Genomic DNA, 16,703 nt, shown 5'->3' with positions numbered 1-16,703 from the left:
GGGAGTGAAATATGCGCGAGAAGCCGACCGTCGTGATGGTGCACGGTGCGTTCTCTGATGGAGCGAGCTGGTCGCCGGTGGCGATGCGGATAATGGGGGCGGGCATCGAGGTGCGTGTTCCCGCCATCTCGAACCGGAGTCTCGCGGCGGATGCGGCGTATGTGCGGTCGTTTGTAGAGAACATCGATGGTCCTGTCCTGCTGGTCGGCCACTCCTACGGCGCGACCGTCGCCTCCGTCGCGGGGACTGCCGAGAACGTTCGCGGGCTGGTCTTCGTGGCCGGTTTCATCCTCGATGTGGATGAGAGCGCAGCCGACCTGCGTCAGCGCTTCCCGGCATCGGACGCCGCAAACTTCTTCGACTACCGGCCCTACGCCACTGCAGACGGCGCGACCCGGCGCGAGGTGTCCGTCGCCATCGACGAGTTCCCCTTCCTCGCTGCCCTCGGCATCCCGGCCGATGAAGCTGCCGTCTTCGCCGTCACCCAACGGCCGCTGGACGCCGCGGTGCTCGACGAGAGGGCCACGCACGCAGCCTGGCGCTCACGTCCGACGTGGGGCATCGTTGCTACCGCCGACCACATCGTCAACCCGGACGTTGTGCGTTTCGGCCTCGAACGAGCCTCAGCACTCGAGGTAATCGAGCTACCAGGTCCGCACCTCATCATGCACACCCATCCTGGTGACGTCGCACCCTTCATCATCGACGCGGCCAACGCGGTTCCCTGACTTTGGCTTCGGTGCTGACGTGACCGTCGCCGCGCCCCGGACGCGTGTGTCCTCGCGTTCGGGGCGCGATGGGCCATTGGCGCCGCTGAGGGTTCCGGCATTCCGAATGCTGTGGGTCGCCGGATTCGTCAGCAATATCGGCATCTGGATGCAGACTGTCGGCGCCCAATGGCAACTCGTTGCCGACGACAGCTCACCTGTTGTCGTCGCCCTCGTGCAAACGGCCTCAGCAGCGCCCGTGTTGCTACTGGCGCTGCCATCGGGAGTGCTTGGCGAGTTCCTGAATCGTCGCACGGTGATGCTCGTCACGCAGGTCGTGCAATTGGGGGCGTCACTGGCATTGGTAGCGATGTCAGCTGGGGACGATCTCCCAGCGAGCACACTCCTTACCCTCACGTGCGTGCTCGGTGCTGCGTCCGCCGTGCAGATGCCAGCAGCACAGTCAGTCATCTCGGACATCGTGCCGCGCGCGCAGGTCGCGGACGCGGCATCACTGTCGTCCATCAGCGTGAACGTCGCGCGCGCGGCAGGTCCGGCAGTCGCCGGGCTCGCCATCGCGCAGTTCGGGATCACCGCGGTGTTCATCGTGAACGCCGCCTCGTTCGTCATCTACTTGGGCTCCCTCCTCGCCTGGCGCAACTACCGAGCTCCGCAGATTCGTCGCGAGCCGTTTCTGCACGCGTTACGCGAGGGGCTTCGCTTCGTCTTCCGCTCGTCGCTGGTGCGCTCCCTCTGCATCCGCTTGGCGATCTTCCTCGTGCCGGCCAATGCTCTCTGGGCTTTGCTCCCCGTGTTCGCTCAGCGAACCCTCGGTCTCGGAGCAGACGGCTACGGGCTACTTCTTGGGGTCCTGGGCCTGGGCACCATCGTCGGAGCGTCTCTCGTGGCGCTAGCCCGTGACCGATGGGGAGTGAACGGCGTACTGCTCGCATCGATGACGCTCTTCAGCCTGGGGTTGTGCGCCCTGCTTTTCACGGGAGACCTGTGGGTCATCTTCCTCGCGCTCGTTGCTGGCGGTGCAGGGTGGATCGGCGTCATCGCTACTGTGAACGCGGTCGTACAGGCGTCGTTGCCAGAACACGTTCGCACGCGTGGTCTGTCGATCTACCAACTGGTCCTCTACGGGGGTACCGCGGTGGGGTCGGCGGCGAGCGGCGCCGTAGCTGTTGTCGTCGGTACGGACGCGGTTCTCGTCGGCGCTGGCGCGGTCGTCCTTCTCCTGACCGTGGTGCAGGCTTTCCTCCCGGTCGCCGACCAACCGTCCTAGCGTCGGTGTCCCTGGCAGTTCGCGCGCGCTCTTGACTCATGGTCGAAGGACCGTCCGTCAGTTGTCGCATGAGTTGGTGCATCGCGACACATACCGTGGCCACATGAGCGACTTCTCCGCATCCGCGCATCGCATCGCCGTGGCCGGCGGCTCCATCGGGGGACTATTCGCAGCTGCCATGCTGCACCGGCTCGGGCACGACGTCACGGTGTACGAGGAGTCAGTGCATGGTCTCCGCACGCGAGGCGCCGGGCTCGTTGCACAGGACGAGATCTTCACGGCACTCGACGCCGCGGGCGTACCACCGGCTACGGTGCCTGGCGTAACGTCCGTCGAACGGATCACCCTCGACCTGCGAGGAGCGATTCGTTACCGAGAACGCGCCGAGCAGACGCAGCTATCGTGGGACCGGCTTTACGACGGTCTTCGCGGGGTGATCCCCGACTCTCGGTATGTTCTGGACAGCCCGGTAACGGGCGTCCGGGCGGGCGTCGACGTCATTTCCTTCACCGCGGGTAACGAACGATATGAGACTGACCTGCTGGTCGGAGCAGATGGAGCGCACTCGCACGTGCGCCGTTTCATTGCGCCAGGAGGCGGTGAACCTGCGTACGTCGGGTATGCCATCTGGCGCGGTCTCATCCCTGAAGACCTCGTCCCCGCCGGTGCCGCCGACACCCTGTTTCGGCGGATGACGTTCTACACGGGACCGGGAGAGCACGCGCTCGGATATCTCGTCGCCGGACCCGAGGGGCAGACTCAGCCGGGGAGCCGTCGGTACAACTGGGTCTGGTACCGCTCGATGAGCTCAGAGGATCTATCGACGCTGATGGCTGCCTCCGGCCGCTCATCCACATCTACGTCTCTCGCCCCGGGGCAGACGCCGGCGGACGTCACGACACAACTGAGTGAAGCTGCCCGCCATCGCCTGCCACCGCAGTTCGCTGAAGTAATCGCGATGGAGCCTCGACCCTTCCTCCAGGGCGTGCTCGACTACGTCGCTCCTCGTCTCGTCAGAGATCGCGCAGTGCTTCTCGGGGACGCGGCAGCGGTGGTGCGTCCGCACACCGCGATGGGCGCGTCGAAAGCCGCCGGTGATGCGCTTGCTCTCACCCGTGCGCTTCACTCATCGCCCATCGGCGCTGCACTCGTCTCGTACAGCGAGCAGCGGCTGCCGGTGGCCAGGGACATCGCGCGGTACGGGATGAGTCTTGGCGAACAGCTGCCCCTATGACTCGGCGGCAGTCATGCGCTCTTGGATGAAGCGCTGGAGGACGACGGCATGGTTGACCGCAGGATCGTGGGCTGCGTAGATCAAGGTGACTGTGTCGTGCGCGTGCACGACGTCGAGCAGGTGCTGGACAGTCGTGGTGTTCTCCTCCAGCTCCGCGTCGTACCGAGCGGCGAACTCTGCCATGCGTTCAGGGTCATGGTTCCACCACGTCCGCAGATCGGGGGACGGCGCGATGTCTTTCAGCCACTCGTCGAGAGCGGCACGTTCCTTCGACACGCCCCGCGGCCACAGGCGGTCCACGAGAACCCGGTAGCCGTCGCCTGTGGAAGCTGCGTCATATGCGTGCTTGATGAGGATGTTCGGCATGAGTGGCCTTCCGTGCGGGGCTCAGGCGAAGGCTGTCTCGCGGGCACCTGAGGTAGTGGTGAGCACCTCGAAGCCTGGTTTCGGGGACTGGGTGGTCATCGTATGGAACGGCAAAGAGGGCACTTCGAAGTTATGGACCCGCATCTGGATCTCACCGATTCCATCCAAGCGCAGGTGAGAGTCGAAGTCCGACGGGCGAGCAACCTGGTGCAGCTCCCACAGCTTCATGAAGTCCTGATCCGCTGACAGCTCACGAACGATCTCGTCGTACCGCGCGGAGGAGCGGTCTCCGAGGAAGCGGAGGGTCGCGACACCCCGCGCCGCCAGTTCCTCCCAGTTCACGATCTGGCGCTTGTTCTCGGGAGCGAAGTGGACGACAACAGCGTTGGCTCCGGGGCTGATGGCCCCGGCACTCAAGGAGTGCATGAGTTCATTGACAGCGACGATGTCGAGGTTCCCGTCCGTGATGTACGCCGGGATATGTGCCCACGTGTCGAGAAGTTCACGCATGATGTAGGTCTTCTCGGGCGGGATCATCTGCCGCTGCTCATCGACCCTCCCGGTGAGGCGATTGACATACTCGACGCACACATCGTCCAGATTCAGCGCGCGGGCGAGAGCGCGAACGACCTTGGTGGAGGGATCTGCTCCCCGTCCCTGCTCGAGCCGGATGTAGTACTCCAGGCTGATGTCGGCGAGCATCGCCACTTCTTCCCGCTTCAGTCCGGAGACTCGTCTGCCGTCAGCCGGATGAAGGCCGACGTCCACCGGCCGGACGTGCGCGCGCCGCGCACGCAGAAAGTTCCCCAGAACACTCTTGTTACCGCTCACCGATCTCCCTGAATGCAACCAATTTCCCTCCCTGCACGTCGTGGTGCGAGGAGTACGGACGCTTCACCGTACGAAAGACGAGGGCATGCCCACATCACCTGTCCGGACGCTCCGTATCCCCTCAAGAAATGTCGTGCTCGGCGTGCCACCTCTCGGGTTCGGATAGACGTAGCAACGGGAGTCGGCAATTGTCGGAGGCGTCGCGGACGCCCGAAAGTTACCGTGAATGCAGTCGCCACATCGTCGAGGCGCAAACTACCCACCAGTCGCGCGGGCTTGCTCGTTCGACGACATGACAAAGGATTCATCATGGGATACATCACCACCGAAGACGGCGCAGAGATCTACTTCAAGGACTGGGGCGACAAGAACGCCCAGCCCATCGTGTTCCATCACGGCTGGCCGCTGTCGTCCGATGACTGGGACGCGCAGATGCTCTACTTCCTCTCGAAGGGCTACCGCGTCGTCGCCAGCGACCGCCGCGGCCACGGCCGTTCCTCGCAGATCAGCACCGGCCACGACATGGACCACTACGCCAGCGACGTGAACGCCGTCGTCGAGCACCTCGACCTGAAGAACGCGATCCACATCGGCCACTCCACCGGCGGCGGCCAGGTCGCCCGTTACGTCGCGAAGTACGGCCAGCCCCAGGGGCGTGTCGCCAAGGCCGTGCTCGTCTCCTCCGTGCCGCCCATCATGCTGAAGTCCGACATCAACCCCGAGGGCACGCCCATCGAGGTCCTCGACGGTTTCCGTTCCGCTCTCGCCGCGAACCGTGCCGAGTTCTTCCAGGCCGTGGCGTCGGGCCCGTTCTACGGCTTCAACCGCGACGGCGTCGAGGTGTCCGAGCCGGTCGTCGCCAACTGGTGGCGTCAGGGCATGACCGGCAGCGCACTGGCTCACTACGAGGGCATCAAGGCCTTCTCCGAGACCGACCAGACCGAAGACCTCAAGGCCATCACGGTCCCCGTTCTCGTCATGCAGGGCGACGACGACCAGGTCGTTCCCTACAAGGCCGCCGCGCTTCTGCAGCACGAGCTCCTCCAGAACTCGGAGCTGAAGCTCTACGCCGGCTACCCGCACGGCATGCTGACCACGCACGCCGACGTCATCAACCCTGACCTCCTCGCCTTCATCCAGAAGTAAGAAGCGTCGCAGTAGAAGAGGTGCACCCGGGATCCGGGTGCACCTCTTCTGCATTCTTGAAGGAAGAATGCGACGTCCTGACGATACTGTTCGTCTGTGGACAACGCCTTCGCGACCTGGATCCAGGTCATCGCGTCTCTGCTGTCGGTGATCCTTGCTCTGGTCGGATTGGTCATCGCACGCGACGCCAGCCGCGAGGCTCGCTCCAATCGTGACTTCCAGCTCGACCGGTCTGTCGGAGACGAGTTCGCCCTCGCCGTCTCAGCGCTATCGGTCGCCGGAGGTCAAGATCGACCAGACCGCTCAGACTTTGCCCGTCGCTACGGCGAAGCTGTCCGACTGTGGAGCAGCCGCGTCACGTCGCCCCGCGCGCAACGTCAGCGAGGCGAGCTTGAGGGCTTTCTCCGAAAGCTGGGTCACACCGCGGAGCGACTCCTTCCTATGTCGTCGGCCGGGCGTATGGAACCCGCGGCGCACACGGAGTACGAGCTGACGCTCGCTCGTGCGCAGCGGCTCACGCGGGAATGGGCATACCCGGAACAACGGCGCTCGGTCCTCTCCGAGGTGTTGCACAACAATGTCGGCGAGCTCGCGGAGCCACGCTCCAGCCCGCATGTGCAGGTGCAGCGATGGTTGCTCGTGTCGGACCCCTCTGACAGCAAGACCGTTCAGCGAGTTCGGGCAGCTCGAGTGGGGTGGCTGATGCTTGTCGACGACGTTCGACGCCGCAGGCTAGGGCGAACAATCCGCGAATGGTTCGTTAGCGTTCGGCTCGCGCGACGAGAGATGCATGCGTACAAGGTCGGGGTGCGCGCCGCTCGGCGGCCGGTGCCACCGGTGAACGACGATGCGCCTGCGGTCAACCGCCGCCGATCTGAAGTCCCAGTACTTTCACGGCCATGTGGCACCCGCACCTCACTATGCTCGTCAGCACCACTCAACCTGGGGAGCACACACATGGGCAGTCCTGTCTACGGCCTCGCATTCAATCGCGGCGTTGCCGCCGGAGTCGAACGCGGCATTCAGATCGGTCTGAAGATGGCCAGCGACGCTGCTGCGCAGCGCCGCCTCCAGATCGCGAACGGTGCGCTGAAGGTCGTCCAGTACGCCACACCGGTCGTGCTCACCGTCGTGCGAACCCACCGCGAGAAGAAGGCCGTCGACGCGGCCTGAGCATCACCGCGTCCTCGCGCGGAAGGTAGCGTCCTGGTCACACGTAGGAGCTTCTTCTCGCGCGCGGAGCGAGACGGCGAACTGCCGTTACTGCGAGGCCGACGAGTACTGCGCCGAGTGTCGGCGCCGCGAGCGAAAGCCACAGCTGTTCGAGCGCAACAGGGCCTCCGTAGATGGCCGTGGCTATCGAACGCGCGGGGTTGAACGAGCCGTTCGAGATCGGGATCGCGACGAGCGCCACGACTGTCAGGGTGAATCCAATCGCCAGCGGCGCGAGTGTCGCATCCGTGCGTCGAGTGGAGACGGCGAGGACGACCGCCATGAGAACGGCCGTCGTCACCATCTCGATGAGGAACGAGGCTTCCCACGAGGCGCCGCTGGGTGAGAGCGGTCCCCAACCTGTCGACGCGAAGCCGCCCTTCCGCGCGTCAGCAAGAAATCCCGGGCCGGTACCGGCGGCGACGAGAACCAACGCCGTCGACGCGGCTAGTCCGCCGACGATCTGCGCCGCAATGTACACAGGCACGCGGCGCCACGAGAAGAATCCCGCGGCAGCAAGCCCCACCGTGACCGCCGGGTTGAAGTGACCGCCCGACACAGGCCCCCACGCTATGGCGCCGACAAGAACGCTGAGCCCCAACGCGAACGCCACACCGAGAAACCCGACGTTCACCGCGATGTCCGACTTCGCGAACGACGCCGAGAACGTTGCTGCTCCGATGACACCGAAGACGAGTACGAAGGTGCCTGCCGCTTCCGCTGCAGCTGCGAGCCGCAAGGGCGCTGCCGGCGGCTTCCCGAGAGGGTGCGGGTGCGGCCGGTGCCGGAGAGCAGGCTTAGGGGTAGACATGAAGGCGATCCGTCCTCGGCGCGGACGCCGGAAAATCGAGCACGCGTCTGTCGCGCGCCCTGATACTCCGACGCTATTGAGGGATCACCGAAGGCTGTTCCGAGATGTGACGAGCAGTCGTTCGACGGGTGTTCAGATCGCATCGCGAGCGATGACGTGAAGCCCTGCGCGGCTCCGCAGCGCAGTACTTCTTGGCCACGATGACTGTCGTGGCTGCGAACCTCGACAAAATCATCGACTTCGCGGCTCAGAAGGTTGAAGACGGTCTTGACCACGAGGCTGGCATCGCCGCACCGCGTGCCAAGCAGCGCAAGCCTCGTCGCAGCACTCCGCAGCAGCGCGTCACGCACCAGCGTGGTCGAGCGAAACGAAATCCCGTCCGCACGTAGCAGGCGGGTTCGCTACACCCATTCAGATCACCGGCTCGAAGGTCGGCGGCAGCATGCCCAATCTCGGGTACCGGCGTCCGTCTTCGGGCCTTTTCTGTTCCCGCGGCACATTTAGAGCGCAGCAACAGAGATCCCCACTGAGCAGCAACGAGAAAAGCCGCCTGAAACCAGGCGGCTTTTCTCGTACTTGGGGGTTACGCGTACCTATCCACATACCATCCGCGTACAACCCGATGTGTGTGCCCCCGACAGGAGTCGAACCTGCGACCTACGGTACCGGAAACCGGCGCTCTATCCACTGAGCTACGGAGGCGTACCGAACGACGATATCACTGGTCGGCGGTGGGCTCCGACCCGGCCTCCGTCACGGGCGCGTCGCCGAGTTCGGCCAGCGCCGCAGCCACCTTCTCGGCGAGGTAGCGGTGCCCGTCGGTGGACGGATGCTTGCGCCCGACCTCGACGTCGATGACCGAGAGGTAGTTCTGGTCGGTGATCCAGTTCTGGGCGACGGGGGAGATGTACCACCAGCCGCGTGCAGCGGCGAGCTCCGACAGGTCGGCGTCGATGCGTGCGGTCCCGGCGCCGACGGGCAGCTCGTGCGGAGCGGGGCCGAGGATCACGATGGTCGCCGCCGGGTACTTCGCCGCCATCGCGTCCCAGGCCGCGTTCACGGCATCCCGGTATCCGGCGGCGCCCTGCTCGCGGTCGTTGATCGACCCCTGCAGGATGACGAGGTCGGGGTCGAGCGCGGGATCGAGGGCGGCGATGCGCTCGCCGAAGGCGGGTCCGTCGATCCCGGGCTTGAGGTAGCCGCTCCCGCGCACGCCGTCGACGATGGTCTCGCCGTCGAGAAGCTCGGCGAGCACGTACGCGTAGCCCTCGGTGGGGACGTTCGCGGCGGATCCGTACGTCCAGGAGTCCCCGAACACGAGCACGGTCGGGTGCTCGGGCAGCGCGAGCGGAGCGGGGGCGATCGCGACGACGTCGTCGCCCGCTGCGGCGGCGCCGACGGGCTCCGTCGAGGGGGTCCCTGTCCACGGCCGCCACACGCCGAGAGCGACCGCCGCGACCGCCAGGATCACGGCGATGACGACCCCTGCGACGGGCAGGCGGCGACGGGCGGAGGCGGGTTGCATGGCATGACTGTAGATCACGTTCCCGCCAGCGCAAATTCGACGCTGCGACGCGCCGTAAACTGGGAGGTCTATGACTCCTGAAATGCTCGCCCAAGCCCTCCTCGCCGTCCTCGCACCGATCGCCGAGGAACGACGTCCGGGCGAGCCGCTCCCGGTCTCCGCCGCCGACATCGTGTTCGAGCGCCCGCGCAACCGAGAGCACGGCGACTGGGCCTCCAACATCGCGATGCGCCTCGCGAAGCAGCTGGGGACGAACCCGCGCGAGCTCGCTCAGCAGGTCGCCGACGGGCTCGGCGGCGTCGAGGGCGTCGACAGCGCCGAGGTCGCCGGACCCGGGTTCATCAACATCCGCCTCGGAGCCGCTGCGGCCGGCGCTCTCGCGAAGGTCATCGTCGAGGCGGGTGACGCCTACGGTTCGAACGACTCGCAGGCGGGGCAGAGCATCAACATCGAGTTCGTCAGTGCGAACCCCACCGGCCCCCTCCACATCGGGCACACGCGCTGGGCGGCGCTCGGCGACGCGATCGCGCGCGTGCTGGAGGCCTCCGGCGCGACGGTCGCCCGTGAGTACTACATCAACGACGCCGGCGTGCAGATGGAGCGGTTCGCGCACTCCGTGCTCGCCGCCGCGAAGGGCGAGCCCGCCCCTGAGGGCGGATACGCCGGCAGCTACATCGGCGATCTCGCCGAGCGTGTGCTGGCGGCGCGCCCCGACCTGCTCGACCTGCCCGACGACGAGCAGGTGCTCGTGACGCGTGAGCTGGCGTACGAGTTCCAGCTCGCGGAGCAGAAGGAGTCGCTCGCGAAGTTCAACGTCGAGTTCGATGTCTGGTTCTCCGAGCGCCGCCTGCACGCGAAGGATGCGAGCGGCGTCAGCCTCGTCGACCGGGCCGTCGACCGTCTGCGCGAGCAGGGGCACGTCTTCGACCAGGACGGCGCCGTCTGGGTGCGCACCACCGACTTCGGCGACGACAAGGATCGCGTGATCCGCCGCTCCAACGGCGAGTACACCTACTTCGCCGCCGACGCCGCCTACTACCTCGACAAGGGCGACCGCGGGTTCGAGTACAAGCTGTATCTCCTCGGCGCCGACCACCACGGGTACGTGCACCGCCTCAAGGCGATCGCCGGCGCAGCGGGGGAGGACCCCGAGAAGAACGTCGAGGTGCTCATCGGCCAGCTCGTCTCGATCGGCGGCGCCCGCCTCAGCAAGCGTGCCGGAAACATCATCGAGATGGACGACCTGCGCGAATGGCTCGGAACGGATGCCCTGCGCTATTCGCTCGAGCGCTCACCCGCCGACTCGCCGCTCGCCCTCGACCCCGAGCTGCTGCAGAAGCGCAGCAACGACAATCCGGTGTTCTACGTGCAGTACGCGCATGCGCGCACCCACAACGTCGGCCGCAATGCCGCCGACTCGGGCGTCGACCGGTCGGAGTTCGCCCCCGAGACCCTCACGCACGAGACCGAGGCGGCCCTGCTCGGCGCGCTGCAGGAGTTCCCCCGCATCGTGGCGTTCGCCGCCGAGGTGCGCGAACCGCACCGCGTCGCGCGCTATCTCGAGGAGCTCGCCGGCCTCTACCACCGCTGGTACGACAACTGCCGCGTGATCCCGCTCGGAGACGCGCCGATCGAAAGCGTTCACCGCACGCGTCTGTGGCTCAATGACGCCACGGGACAGGTGCTCCGCAACGGTCTCCACCTGCTCGGGGTGTCGGCGCCAGAGCGCATGTGACGCCGCTCGGCGTCCGACCGATATACGGCAGGATGGCAGCATGAGCGACGACAACCGCACCCTGCCGTACCCGGACGCCGACGCCGAGCATCCGACGCTCGTCATCCCCGGCGGCACGGACGGGACGGATGCAGTGGCCGCACCGCGCCGTCGGCGTCGCCGTTGGCCGTGGGTGCTGCTGATCGTCGTCGTGGTGCTCGCTCTGCTCGCCGTCGCGGCGGAACTCGTCGTGCGGTCGATGCTCCCCGGCGTCGTCCGATCCATCGTGATCGAGCAGCTCGACCTCCCCGCCGACCAGCAGCTCGACGTGCAGGCAGACGGCATCCTGCTCCCGCAGCTCATCGGCGGACGCCTCGACACCCTGCACCTGTCGACCGACTCCGTCACGCTCGAGGGCATCACCGGCGCAGTCGACGTCACGGCGTCCGGCGTCCCGCTGCGCGGCGGCGACCTCGCCGGTGCCGAGGGGACGATCCGCATCGACGAGTCGCAGTTCACGACGCTCATCGGGCGCACCGACCTGCCCATTGAGACGGTCGCCCTCGACGCCCCGAACGCGACGGTCTCCGGATCCGTCACGGTCCTCGGCATCCCGATCCCGATCTCGCTCACCGTCACGCCCGGCGTCGCGGAGGGCGACCTGGAGCTCACTCCGGTGGGACTCACGATCGGCGGTCTCCAGGTCGACGCCGATCAGGTCGGCTCGTCGCTGGGGTCGCTCGGCGAGGAGATCACGAAGACGCAGCGTGTGTGCATCGCGGATCAGCTCCCCGCGGGGATCACGATCACCGGCCTCGAGATCGAGGGCAGCGAGGCGGTGATCGACGTGGACGTCGACGGGGCGATAGCCACCGACTCCGCCCTGCTCGACAAGGGCGTCTGCCCGCAGAGCTGACGCCGCCCGCCGAACGATCGGCGGGCTCAGCGCGCTTCGCGCTCCGCCTCCTGAGCCCGGCGCAGCTCGGCCGTGGCGATCGCCACGTCGACCTCGGCGCGCTGCACGCGACGCTGCGGGAAGGTCGTCGCGGCGAAGCGGGCGCGCACCCGATCGTGCCGCTCCTCCTCGGAGGTGACGATGAACGCGCTCGCGACGAGGATCACCTGCGTCGAGAGATTGAGCCAGATCAACAGGGCGAGCAGCGAGGCGAACGAGGCCAGCAGCGGGTTGCTCGTCGCGCCGCCCACGAACAGGCTCGAGAGCTCCTGCAGCACCACCAGGCCGAAGCCGCCGATGAGCGCGCCGGCCCAGAGCGACTTCGCCGATGCGCGGACGCCGGACAGGATGCGGAACACCCCGGCGACGAGCACCGTGTCGAGGGCGAACACGATCACGAGCGAAGCGATGCGGATGCTCCAGGTCGCCGCCGCGGAGTCCTCCGCGATCCCGAGCAGTCCGCTGATCCACGAGATGCCGATCCGGCTCACGAACGTGACGGCGGCCGCCGTGGCGAAGAGCCCGCCGATGCCGATCGCGAGCAGCAGGTTGCGCAGCATCACCCAGATGAAGAGGACGTCGTCGTGCGCCGTGCCGGCGACCACGCGGATCGCCGTGCGCAGCGACCCGACCGCGGCCAGCGCCGACCCCAGCAGGGCGACGGAGGAGATGATGCCGGCGACGGACAGCGAGATCGGCTCACGGAGATCGGCGGGGTCGATCACACCGCCCTCGCCGATGAGACCGGGCACGACCGACTGCACCGCATCGATGATGGCGCGCCAGGCGTCGGGGTTCCCCGCCAGCCACAGCGCTGCGATCGAGAATCCGAGCAGTACGGCGGCGAAGACGCTGAACAGGGCGCGGTAGGTCACGCTGTCGGCGAGCATCGGACCCCGCCGTTCGGAGTAGAGGAGGAACGACCGCACCGCGCGGCGCTGCAGCGCCCACCGGATGGCGGCCGAGCTCACGCGCTGGATGAACCCGGGTCGGGCGTCGTCGGTGGCGGAGGTCTCTGAACTCATCACGCCTTCACCCTACGAGGCACGGCGCGGGCCTCCCAAGGGGTTGACGCGGAGGGTCACCATGACGGATGCGGCATGGGCGGTGCCCTAGAATCGGGGTCAACTCGCCGTGCCCGCTCCGGCCCGAGACCCGCCCCACGATTGGTGATCCTTGCTTTCCCCTGCCGACTCGCCCGCCCCGGAATGGCTCGTCGCCCCCGACGACGTCAACGACCTCGCGACGGCGGTCTGGCCGGCGTCCGCTGCGCGCGACGGAGACGGCGTCCTGACGTTCGCCGGCATCCCGGCCACCTCTCTCGCGCAGACGTACGGCACGCCGCTGCTCGTGATCGATGAGGACGAGGTTCGCGACCGCGCCCGCGCGTTCCGCACCGCGTTCGATCGAGCGGCGGCCGACAACGGCACGACCGCGCAGGTCTACTACGCCGGCAAGGCCTTCCTCTGCACCTCGGTGGCCCGCTGGGTGGTCGACGAGGGACTCCGCATCGACGTCTGCACGGGCGGCGAGCTCGAGGTCGCCCTCGCGGCGGGCGTCGCCCCGGCATCCCTCGGGTTCCACGGCAACAACAAGTCGGTGGCGGAGCTCGAGCGCGCCGTCGAGGTCGGGATCGGCACGATCATCGTCGACAGCGCGATCGAGATCGAGCGTCTCGCAGCGATCGTCGCCCGCACCGGTTCCACGCAGCGCGTGCTGGTGCGCGTCATCAGCGGCGTGCACGCCGAGACGCACGAGTTCCTCGCGACAGCGCACGAGGACCAGAAGTTCGGCTTCCCCCTCGCCGAGGCCGAGGAGGCCGTCGCGCGCATCCGCGAGATCGAGGGTCTCGACTTCGCCGGACTGCACTGCCACATCGGCTCGCAGATCTTCGGCGTCGCCGGTTTCCGCGAATCCGCCTCGCGCGTCCTCGAACTGCACGCGTCGCTGCTCGAGGGCGGTCCGGTGCCCCTGCTCAACCTCGGGGGCGGATTCGGGATCGCCTACACCCGTGTCGACGACCCGACACCCATCGAGACCCTGGCCGCCGAGATCGTCTCGGCCGTGGCGGAGGGGTGCGCCGCGCGCGGCATCCCGATGCCCGCCCTGTCGTTCGAGCCCGGTCGCGCGATCGTCGGCACGGCGGGGGTGACGCTCTACGAGGTCGGCACCACGAAGGACGTCGAGCTCGGCGCGGGCGTCGTCCGGCGCTACCTCAGCGTCGACGGCGGGATGAGCGACAACGCCCGCCCCGCGCTCTACGGCGCCCAGTTCTCCGCGCGACTGGCCTCCCGTGCGGGCATCGGGGCTCCGCAGCTCAGCCGCGTGGTCGGCAAGCACTGCGAGTCCGGCGACATCGTCGTCGAGCACGAATACCTTCCGGACGACGTCGCACCGGGCGACCTTCTCGCCGTGCCCTCCACGGGCGCGTACTGCGCGTCGCTCGCGAGCAACTACAACCACGTCCCCCGCCCGCCGATCGTCGCCGTGCGCGGCGGACGGTCGACGGTCATCGTCCGCGGCGAGACCATCGCCGACATCCTGTCCCGCGACGCCGGGATCCCCTCGGCGGACGCCGAGCGTCCGTGACCGGCCCTCGCGCCGGACTTCACGCAGAGCACCATCGATCCACCCTCCGAAGGAGAAGCAATGACGACTGAGTACCGACGACTTCGGGTGGCGCTGCTGGGCGCCGGCGCGGTCGGCTCCCAGGTCGCCGCCCTTCTGCTGCGGCACGGCGACGAGCTCGCCGACCGCGCGGGCGCCGCGCTCGAACTGGCGGGAATCGCGGTGCGCGACGTCGACGCCCCGCGCGACGTCGAGCTGCCCAGGGAGCTGTTCACGACCGACGCCGAGTCGCTGGTCGTCGGCGCCGACATCGTGATCGAACTGATCGGCGGCATCGAGCCGGCGCGCACGAGCATCCTCCAGGCGATCGGCTCCGGAGCAGACGTCGTCACGGCGAACAAGGCGCTGCTCGCCACGCACGGCCCCGAACTGTTCGAGGCGGCCGACCGCGTCGGCGCGTCGGTCTACTACGAGGCCGCCGCCGCCGGCGCCATCCCGATCATCCGCCCGCTGCGCGATTCGCTCGCCGGCGATCGCGTGGTGCGCATCATGGGCATCGTCAACGGCACGACCAACTACATCCTCGACCGCATGGAGACCGAGGGCGCCGACTTCGCGGACGTCCTCGCCGACGCGCAGCGCCTCGGATACGCCGAGGCAGACCCGACGGCCGACGTCGAGGGATACGACGCCGCGCAGAAGGCGGCGATCCTCGCAAGCCTCGCCTTCCACACCGCCGTCCCGCTCGACGCGGTGCACCGCGAGGGCATCACCTCCATCACCGCGTCGATGATCGAGGAGGCCCGCTCCGCCGGCTTCGTCATCAAGCTCCTCGCGGTGTGCGAGCGCCTCGAGGCCGAGGGCTCCGAGTCGATCTCCGTCCGCGTGTATCCGGCCCTCGTCCCGCAGTCGCACCCGCTCGCCTCGGTGCACGGCGCGAACAACGCCGTGTTCGTCGAGGCGGAGGCAGCCGGGTCGCTCATGTTCTACGGCGCGGGCGCCGGCGGAGTGCAGACGGCCTCGGCCGTGCTGGGCGACGTGGTGTCCGCCGCCCGCCGCCACATCGCCGGCGGTGTCGGCGTGGGGGAGTCGACGCGCGCGAACCTCCCGATCGTCCCGATCGGTCACGTCACCACCCGCTACCAGATCACGCTCGAGGTCTCCGACGCACCGGGCGTGCTCGCCACGGTCGCCGGGATCCTCAGCGACGGCGGAGTCTCCGTGGCCACGGTCGTGCAGACGGTCGAGGGGGAGGCAGAGCCCACGGCCCGCCTCGTCATCGGCACCCACCGCGCGACCGAGCAGGCGCTCAGCGCGACCGTCGACGCCCTCGCCGAGAGCGCCGTGGTCGAGCGCGTGGTGTCGGTGCTGCGCGTCGAGGGCGAGTGACGGTGGGCCTCGGTCGCACCGTCGAGGTGACGGTCCCCGCGACGAGCGCGAACCTCGGCCCGGGTTTCGACACCCTCGGTCTCGCTCTCAGCATCTACGACACCCTGCTGGTGACCGAGCTGCCCGCGGGCGAGCTCGAGATCGAGGTGTCGGGATCCGGGGCGGAGGAGATCCCGCGCGACGCGTCCAACCTCATCGTGCGAACGATCGCCCACGTCTACGCCGACGTCGCGCGCGACATGCCCGGCCTCCGCATCGTCGCCGAGAACGGCGTGCCGCACGGGCGCGGCCTCGGCTCGTCCGGAGCCGCGGTGACCGCAGGCATCCTCGCCGCCAAGGGGCTGCTCGAGGGAGACGTCGAGCTCGAGGACGCCGACATGCTGCGCCTGGCCACCGAGATCGAGGGGCACCCCGACAACGTCGCGCCCGCTCTGTTCGGCGGCCTCACGATCGCCTGGATGGGCGAACGGGGACCGCAGCACAAGAAGCTGCTCGTGCACCGCGGCGTCTCCCCGCTCGTGCTCGTCCCGTCGTACACGATGTCGACGTCGAAGGCCCGGTCGCTGCAGCCGCCGCAGGTGTCGACGGCGGATGCCGTGTTCAACGTGTCGCGTTCGGCGCTGCTGATCGCGGCTCTCATGCAGAGTCCCGAGCTGCTCCTCGACGCCACGGCCGACCGCCTGCACCAGGACTACCGTGCCGAGGCGATGCCCGAGACGCAGCGGCTCGTGCAGGCGCTGCGGGCTGCGGGCTTCGCCGCCGTCGTGTCGGGCGCGGGGCCGAGCGTGCTCGTCCTCGCGGACGGCCCGGGAAGCCGCCAGGATGCCGCCGAACTCGCCGCCTCGACGACCGACACCCCGTGGGAGGCGCTGCTGCTCGCGGTCGACGTCCGTGGTGGTACAGTGGGGAACCGAGCGGAGGGCTCCACGTAGTTTCGTGAATCTGGCCCCATTGCAA

The 16,703-nt window shown here is 68.0% G+C and carries 16 protein-coding genes and 1 tRNA gene; 11 read left to right on the top strand and 6 right to left on the bottom strand.

Annotated features, from left to right (window positions below; all coding sequences use genetic code 11):
• The first annotated feature begins 11 nt into the window (after positions 1-11).
• The 3 genes from MRBLWO14_RS02180 (at position 12) to MRBLWO14_RS02170 (ending at position 3,229) form a co-directional block, all read left to right on the top strand.
• Positions 12-728: an alpha/beta hydrolase gene (locus MRBLWO14_RS02180; RefSeq protein ID WP_341934844.1), complete on the top strand. Its 717-nt coding sequence runs from the start codon at positions 12-14 to the stop codon at positions 726-728.
• Positions 682-1,995, top strand: coding sequence for an MFS transporter (locus MRBLWO14_RS02175; protein WP_341934843.1), 1,314 nt, complete (start codon positions 682-684; stop codon positions 1,993-1,995). Before MRBLWO14_RS02180 ends, MRBLWO14_RS02175 begins: the two co-directional genes overlap by 47 nt.
• Before the next feature lie 103 nt (positions 1,996-2,098).
• The gene (locus MRBLWO14_RS02170) at positions 2,099-3,229 is read left to right on the top strand and encodes an FAD-dependent monooxygenase (RefSeq protein WP_341934842.1); all 1,131 of its coding nucleotides are present in this window, start codon (positions 2,099-2,101) and stop codon (positions 3,227-3,229) included.
• On the opposite strand, the gene MRBLWO14_RS02165 is transcribed toward MRBLWO14_RS02170, so the two are convergent.
• Positions 3,224-3,595 carry a DUF488 family protein gene (locus tag MRBLWO14_RS02165; RefSeq protein ID WP_341934841.1) on the bottom strand — a complete coding sequence of 124 codons (372 nt, stop codon included), beginning with the start codon at positions 3,593-3,595 and terminating at the stop codon, positions 3,224-3,226. The two genes, MRBLWO14_RS02170 and MRBLWO14_RS02165, sit on opposite strands and share 6 nt — an antisense overlap.
• Positions 3,596-3,616: 21 nt before the next feature.
• A complete protein-coding gene (locus MRBLWO14_RS02160; protein ID WP_341934840.1) occupies positions 3,617-4,426 on the bottom strand; it encodes a helix-turn-helix transcriptional regulator in 810 nt (269 codons plus the stop codon).
• 309 nt (positions 4,427-4,735) lie between these two features.
• Between MRBLWO14_RS02160 and MRBLWO14_RS02155 the strand changes: the two genes are divergently transcribed.
• Both MRBLWO14_RS02155 and MRBLWO14_RS02150 read left to right on the top strand, forming a co-directional pair.
• Positions 4,736-5,572, top strand: coding sequence for an alpha/beta hydrolase (locus MRBLWO14_RS02155; RefSeq protein WP_341934839.1), 837 nt, complete (start codon positions 4,736-4,738; stop codon positions 5,570-5,572).
• Positions 5,573-5,668: 96 nt separating this feature from the next.
• Complete coding sequence (locus tag MRBLWO14_RS02150; protein WP_341934838.1) at positions 5,669-6,745, top strand: hypothetical protein; 1,077 nt, start codon at positions 5,669-5,671, stop codon at positions 6,743-6,745.
• A 37-nt stretch (positions 6,746-6,782) separates the two neighbouring features.
• Here the strand turns inward: MRBLWO14_RS02150 and MRBLWO14_RS02145 are convergent, their stop codons facing one another.
• Positions 6,783-7,595 (bottom strand): aquaporin, encoded by an 813-nt coding sequence (locus tag MRBLWO14_RS02145; RefSeq protein ID WP_341934837.1) that lies wholly within the window; start codon positions 7,593-7,595, stop codon positions 6,783-6,785.
• Positions 7,596-7,804: 209 nt separating this feature from the next.
• Between MRBLWO14_RS02145 and MRBLWO14_RS02140 the strand changes: the two genes are divergently transcribed.
• Complete coding sequence (locus tag MRBLWO14_RS02140; RefSeq protein ID WP_341934836.1) at positions 7,805-7,984, top strand: hypothetical protein; 180 nt, start codon at positions 7,805-7,807, stop codon at positions 7,982-7,984.
• A 240-nt stretch (positions 7,985-8,224) separates the two neighbouring features.
• Here the strand turns inward: MRBLWO14_RS02140 and MRBLWO14_RS02135 are convergent.
• Positions 8,225-8,297 (bottom strand) — tRNA-Arg (locus MRBLWO14_RS02135).
• Between the two features lie 16 nt (positions 8,298-8,313).
• Positions 8,314-9,120, bottom strand: coding sequence for an SGNH/GDSL hydrolase family protein (locus MRBLWO14_RS02130; RefSeq protein WP_341934835.1), 807 nt, complete (start codon positions 9,118-9,120; stop codon positions 8,314-8,316).
• A gap of 70 nt (positions 9,121-9,190) precedes the next feature.
• Between MRBLWO14_RS02130 and argS the strand changes: the two genes are divergently transcribed.
• Positions 9,191-10,855 carry an arginine--tRNA ligase gene (argS, locus tag MRBLWO14_RS02125; RefSeq protein ID WP_341934834.1) on the top strand — a complete coding sequence of 555 codons (1,665 nt, stop codon included), beginning with the start codon at positions 9,191-9,193 and terminating at the stop codon, positions 10,853-10,855.
• Positions 10,856-10,895: 40 nt separating this feature from the next.
• Positions 10,896-11,750 (top strand): DUF2993 domain-containing protein, encoded by an 855-nt coding sequence (locus MRBLWO14_RS02120; RefSeq protein WP_341934833.1) that lies wholly within the window; start codon positions 10,896-10,898, stop codon positions 11,748-11,750.
• 26 nt (positions 11,751-11,776) lie between these two features.
• Here MRBLWO14_RS02120 and MRBLWO14_RS02115 read toward each other — a convergent pair whose 3' ends face one another.
• Positions 11,777-12,814, bottom strand: coding sequence for a YihY/virulence factor BrkB family protein (locus MRBLWO14_RS02115; RefSeq protein WP_341934832.1), 1,038 nt, complete (start codon positions 12,812-12,814; stop codon positions 11,777-11,779).
• Between the two features lie 151 nt (positions 12,815-12,965).
• On the opposite strand from MRBLWO14_RS02115, the gene lysA reads away from it, so the two are divergent.
• From lysA to thrB, 3 genes are read left to right on the top strand one after another with little or no spacing between them, the layout of a single operon-like run.
• Positions 12,966-14,378 (top strand): diaminopimelate decarboxylase, encoded by a 1,413-nt coding sequence (gene lysA / locus MRBLWO14_RS02110; RefSeq protein ID WP_341934831.1) that lies wholly within the window; start codon positions 12,966-12,968, stop codon positions 14,376-14,378.
• Between the two features lie 60 nt (positions 14,379-14,438).
• Positions 14,439-15,746: a homoserine dehydrogenase gene (locus MRBLWO14_RS02105; RefSeq protein ID WP_341934830.1), complete on the top strand. Its 1,308-nt coding sequence runs from the start codon at positions 14,439-14,441 to the stop codon at positions 15,744-15,746.
• Positions 15,743-16,678 carry a homoserine kinase gene (thrB, locus tag MRBLWO14_RS02100; protein WP_341934829.1) on the top strand — a complete coding sequence of 312 codons (936 nt, stop codon included), beginning with the start codon at positions 15,743-15,745 and terminating at the stop codon, positions 16,676-16,678. Before MRBLWO14_RS02105 ends, thrB begins: the two co-directional genes overlap by 4 nt.
• The last annotated feature ends 25 nt before the right edge of the window (positions 16,679-16,703 follow it).

It is taken from the genome of Microbacterium sp. LWO14-1.2 (assembly GCF_038397715.1).
Taxonomy (GTDB): domain Bacteria; phylum Actinomycetota; class Actinomycetes; order Actinomycetales; family Microbacteriaceae; genus Microbacterium.
The sequence above is the reverse complement of the archived record's forward strand: the minus strand, read 5'-3'. Positions and strand labels throughout refer to the sequence as shown.